This is a genomic window from Amycolatopsis sp. NPDC003731, assembly GCF_053586895.1.
The window spans coordinates 1-5,013 of the sequence record NZ_JBSFNC010000275.1; the positions used below are offsets into that span (position 1 = coordinate 1).

4 protein-coding genes are annotated in these 5,013 nt (G+C 73.4%); 3 read left to right on the top strand and 1 reads right to left on the bottom strand.

Going from position 1 to position 5,013, the window contains the following annotated elements:
- Positions 1–145 precede the first annotated feature (145 nt).
- A complete protein-coding gene (locus ACWDN5_RS46195) occupies positions 146–1,666 on the bottom strand; it encodes a sensor histidine kinase (RefSeq protein WP_449680727.1) in 1,521 nt (506 codons plus the stop codon).
- 158 nt (positions 1,667–1,824) lie between these two features.
- Here ACWDN5_RS46195 and ACWDN5_RS46200 point away from each other — a divergent pair, with 158 nt between their 5' ends.
- From ACWDN5_RS46200 to ACWDN5_RS46210, 3 genes are read left to right on the top strand one after another with little or no spacing between them, the layout of a single operon-like run.
- A complete protein-coding gene (locus ACWDN5_RS46200) occupies positions 1,825–3,198 on the top strand; it encodes a purine-cytosine permease family protein (protein ID WP_449680728.1) in 1,374 nt (457 codons plus the stop codon).
- A gap of 44 nt (positions 3,199–3,242) precedes the next feature.
- Positions 3,243–3,896, top strand: coding sequence for an SDR family NAD(P)-dependent oxidoreductase (locus ACWDN5_RS46205; protein ID WP_449680729.1), 654 nt, complete (start codon positions 3,243–3,245; stop codon positions 3,894–3,896).
- The gene (locus ACWDN5_RS46210) at positions 3,893–4,900 is read left to right on the top strand and encodes an S-adenosylmethionine:tRNA ribosyltransferase-isomerase (protein WP_449680730.1); all 1,008 of its coding nucleotides are present in this window, start codon (positions 3,893–3,895) and stop codon (positions 4,898–4,900) included. Before ACWDN5_RS46205 ends, ACWDN5_RS46210 begins: the two co-directional genes overlap by 4 nt.
- Positions 4,901–5,013 lie beyond the last annotated feature (113 nt).

A 5,013-nucleotide genomic window follows, 5' to 3' on the forward strand; every position in this document is an offset into this window, starting at 1 on the left:
CGACAGCTCCACTTCACAACCGGAGGCCTTCACCTGTCAGCACGACAGGCCGCTCCTGGTCACCTCGACTCGGGACAACGTCCCTGGACATCACATCTAGGGCACAACCCCGGTGAAGGCCACGTCGGAGCTTCCGGCGTGGCCTTCACGGCGTTCCGGCGGCGAGCGGGATGACCGCGGTGACCGTCGTACCCCCGGCCCCACTGGTGACGTCCAGCTCCCCGCCGAGCGCCTGCACCCGGTCGCGCAGCCCGGCCAGCCCCGTGCCGCCCTCGGCGTCCGCGCCGCCGACACCGGCGTCGGTCACCTCGACCCGCAGCTCCGCCCCAGCCACCTCGATCCGGACGTCGGCGCGATCGGTCCGGGCGTGCTTCAGCGCGTTGGTCAGCGCCTCCGACGTCACGAAGTACGCCGTCGCCTCCACCGCCGCGTCCAGGCGCGGGACCGTGCCGACGGTCAGCGCCACCTCCATCGGGATCCGGTCGGCCAGCGACCGGACCGCCGCGACCAGGCCCGCTTCGGTGAGGATCGCCGGGCGGATGCCCCTCGCCAGCTCGCGCAGCTCGGTGATCGCCGTCTGCAGCTCGTCGACCGCGCCGGTGAGCAGGGTGCGGATCTCCGGCGGCAGCCCGTCCCCGGAGCGGCGGCCGGCCATCCGCAGTAGCAGCACCACGCTGACGAGCCGCTGCTGGGCGCCGTCGTGCAGGTCGCGCTCGAGCCGGCGGCGTTCCTCGTCGCCGGCCGCGACCAGCCGGGCCCGCGACGCGCGCACCTCGGCCAGCCGCTGCTCCAGCTCCGCGGTGAGCCGCTGGTTGTCCAGCACCAGGCCGGCGGCCGCGTTGAGCGCGTCGATCGACCGGCTGTCCTTCCACACCTCGTCGTCCTGCACCAGCGCGGCCAGGCCGGTGCCGTCGCGCTCGAGCAGCAGCCGGATCATCTCGGCGTTGCCGACCCGGGCCCGCATCACCCCGGTCAGGAACGCCAGCGGCCACAGGCAGAACAGGATCCGGTACGCCTGCAGCAGCGGCCCGGACAGCGGGTGGGCGTCGCCGAGCGCCGTGCCCACCCCCGAGGTCAGCGCGCCGGCCAGGGCGATGACCACCACCGGCGACAGCAGCCGCCGCTGCGGCAGCCGCCCGCTCAGCCACCGGTAGAGGAGCACGACGACCACGCCCGCGCTGATCGCCGTCGCGGCCAGGTCCAGCACCCGGTCGGCGAAGGCACCGCTGCCCGGCCGGAACGCCAGCAGGTCGCGCGGGTCGTCGTCGACCAGCAGCCCGACCAGGCCCGAGCCGAGCACCACCAGATAGGCCGCGGCGACCAGCAGCCGCTCCCACCGCGAGCGGAGGCGGCCGTGCGGGAATGCGAGCACCAGGTGCGCGATCACCGGGCTGGACGCGGCGCGCAGCGGGACGGCGATCGTGTACAGCACCGGGTTGCGCGTGAACTGCAGGTCTTCGAGGAACAGCGCGACGCCGGCCAGGGCGATGAGCACCCCGATCGGGTTGGCCGGGCGCCGCACGTGCGCGACCGCGCCCGCGAGCAGGAAGAGGAACCCGGTGGTGGTGCTGAGCGCGGTGTCGAGCGCCGAGTGCGTGCCGTCGCCGGCTTTGAGCGTCAGCGCGACGCTGCCGAGCGCGCAGCCGGCGGTCAGGAGCCCCGTCATCACCGATGTCCGCGGGTGCTGCACGTCGACGACCCTCCCGGTGGGCCTTGGCGGGTGTGTGAAGCAGTCCGGCAACGGCTAACCGTGATTCGTCCGTTCGGGCCGTCGCGTTACACCACGCGGCTGCGCTTTAGGGTGATCGGGACAGGAGGCTGGACATGAGCGGACGCGGCCTGGGTGCGGACGTCTTCGGCGGGCGGATGCCGGCCGGCGGGCGGGACCTGGCGATCGAAACCCACGGCATCAAGCCGGTGCCGGAGGACAACCGGTTCGGCCGCCCGTGGCGGCTGTTCAGCGTGTGGTTCGCGCCGAACCTGACGATGACGGCGGTGTTCACCGGCACCCTCGCGGCGTCGCTCGGCCTCGGGTTCTGGACGGGCCTGGCCGCGATGCTCGCCGGCACCGTGCTCGGCTCGCTGCCGGTGGCGTACCTGTCGACGTGGGGCCCGCGCACCGGCACCGGCCAGCTCCCGCTGGCCCGGCTGCCCTTCGGGGGCGGCGTCGTGCTGCCCGGCCTGGTGCAGTGGCTCGGCTCGATCGCCTGGGACGCGCTGGTCGGCCTGTTCGGCGGCGAGGCCCTCGCCGAGCTGACCGGGCTGCCGTTCTGGGCGGCGGTGCTGATCGTGCTGGTGCTGCAGTGCGCGCTCGGGGTGTTCGGCTACGCGCTGATCCACCGCGTGCAGGCGGTGATGAGCGTGCTGCTGGTGCTGGCGTTCGCCGCGCTGGCCGTGAAGGTCCTTTCCGGACACCCGATCGCCGTCGCCGACACCGCGTCCGGCGCCGACCTGGCGGGCGGCGTCGTGCTGTTCACGACGATCACGTTGTCGCTGGCGATCTCGTGGGCGCCCTACGCGTCGGACTTCAGCCGCTACCTGCCGGTGTCCGTGTCGTCGCGGGCGGTCTTCTGGGCGACGCTGCTCGGCCTCGTCGTCTCGTACGCGATCGGCGAAGGCCTCGGGCTCGCGCTGGGGTCGTCGCTGGGCGACCACACGACGTCCGGGATCGCCCAGCTGCTCGGCGGCGGCTTCATGGGCGCGCTGGCGCTGGCGGTGATCGCGCTGGCGGCGGTGTCGTCGAACGCGATGAACGACTACAGCGGCTCGCTGGCGTTGCAGACGGTCGGCGTCCGGCTGCGGCGTCCGGTGTCGGCGGTGGTCGTCACGGTGCTGGCGTTCGCGCTGATCCTCTGGATGCACAGCGGTGATCTGTCGGCGAAGTTCGAGAACGTGCTGCTGTTCGTCTCGTACTGGATCCCGCCGTTCCTCGGCGTGGTGGTCCCGGACTGGCTCGCCCGCACCCGCGGCGGCCGGCGCGTCGACGTCCTGGCGTCGGGGTCCGTGCGTCCCTGGGCGGCGGTGGTGGCCTTCGTCGTGGGGTTCGGCGCCGCGGTGCCGTTCATGAACACGTCCCTCTACACCGGACCGGTCGCGGCGGCGCTGCACGGCGCGGACCTCGCGTACTACGTCGGCCTCGTCGTTTCGCTGGCAGCGTATTACGCGCTTCGCGGCCGCTCTTCGGTTGACCTCGAGTAATGTAGAGGTCTCACGATGGTGTGGTAGCCCTCGAAGGAGGAACCATGCCCACCGCACTCGTCACCGGCGCCTCGGCCGGCCTGGGCCGCGCGCTCGCGGCCGCCCTGGTCCGTCGCAAGTGGACAGTCATCGGCGACGCCCGCGACGCGGCCGCGCTGGCCGCCGCCGCTCGCGAGGACGGCTTCACGGCCATCCCCGGGGACGTCACCGACCCGGCGCACCGTGCCTCGCTGGCCGAGGCCTGTCCTTCGCTCGACCTGCTCGTCAACAACGCGAGTTCTCTGGGCGTCAGCCCGCTGCCACCGCTGGCCCGCTATCCCTTGGGTGCTTTGGAAGACGTCTACCGCGTCAACGTCTTCGCGCCGCTGGCCCTGACGCAGCTGCTGCGGCCCGAGGTCGTGATCAACGTCAGCTCCGACGCGGCCGTGGAGGCGTACGAGGGCTGGGGCGGCTACGGCTCGGCGAAGGCGGCGCTCGACCAGCTGACCGCCGTCCTGGGCGTGGAGAACCCGGACCGGTCGGTGTACGCCGTCGACCCGGGCGACCTGCGCACGGCCATGCACCAGCGCGCGTTCCCCGGCGAGGACATCTCGGACCGGCCGCTGCCGTCGTCGGCGGTCCCGGCGTTCCTGCGCTTGCTGGACGAGCGCCCGCCGAGCGGCCGCTACCGCGCGGCCGACCTCCTGGTGCCGGCATGAACGTCCGGTTCGACCTCCCCGCGGACCTGTCGGCCTCGGCCCCGCCGGAGGCCCGCGGCCTGGCCCGCGACGAGGTCCGCCTGCTGGTGGCATCGCCGTCGGGCGTCCACCACACGGCGTTCCGGTCGCTGGGCGAGCACCTGCGGCCGGGGGACGTCCTGGTGGTCAACACCTCGGGCACGCTCCCGGCGGCGATCGACGCACTCCGGGCAGGCCGCCCGGTCGTGGTCCACTTCGCGACATCGTCGGACGACGGTTCGTGGATCGTGGAGCTGCGCGCCCCGGGAGGCCCGTTGCTCGACGGCCGCCCGGGGGAGCGCCTCGCGCTGGCCGGCGACGCGACGCTGACGCTGCTGGCCCCGGTGGTCCCGGGAGCGGCCCGGTTGTGGCGGGCTTCGGTGTCGGTGGACGTGCGGTCGTTGCTCGAGGCGGAGGGCCGGCCGATCCGCTACGGGTACGTGCCGCGGGCGTGGCCGCTGGCGGCCTACCAGACGGCGTTCGCCCGCGAGCCGGGAAGCGCGGAGATGCCCTCGGCGGCCCGGCCGTTCACGCCGGAGCTGGTGACTCGCTTGGTGACGGATGGCGTGCTGTTCGCGCCGCTCCTGCTGCACACGGGTGTGTCGTCGCCGGAGGCGGCCGAGCCACCCCAGGCGGAGCGCTTCCGCGTGCCCTCGACGACGGCAGCGCTGGTCTCGTGGGTCCGGGAGCGGGGAGGCCGGGTGATAGCGGTGGGCACGACGGCGGCCCGGGCGCTGGAGTCGGCGGCGTCGGGTGGTGAGCTGCACGCGGCGTCGGGCTGGACGGAGCTGGTACTGGGACCGGACCGCCCGGCGCGGGTGGTGGACGGGATCGTCACGGGCCTGCACGCCCCGGAGGCTTCGCATTTGTTGCTGCTGGAGGCGGTGGCGGGGGCGGAGGTCGTTCAGCGGGCTTATGACGCTGCGGTGGAGGAGCGGTATTTGTGGCACGAGTTCGGTGACGTGTCACTGCTGTTGCGCCACTGATCGGGCTCTTTGCAGCTCTCGCTGGCCCACCACCCCGAAGCTCGATTGTCACTACGGCCGGTGGTGCCGCGTCAAGGCGGGAAAGCGTGCCTTGACCCGGCACCACCGTCCGC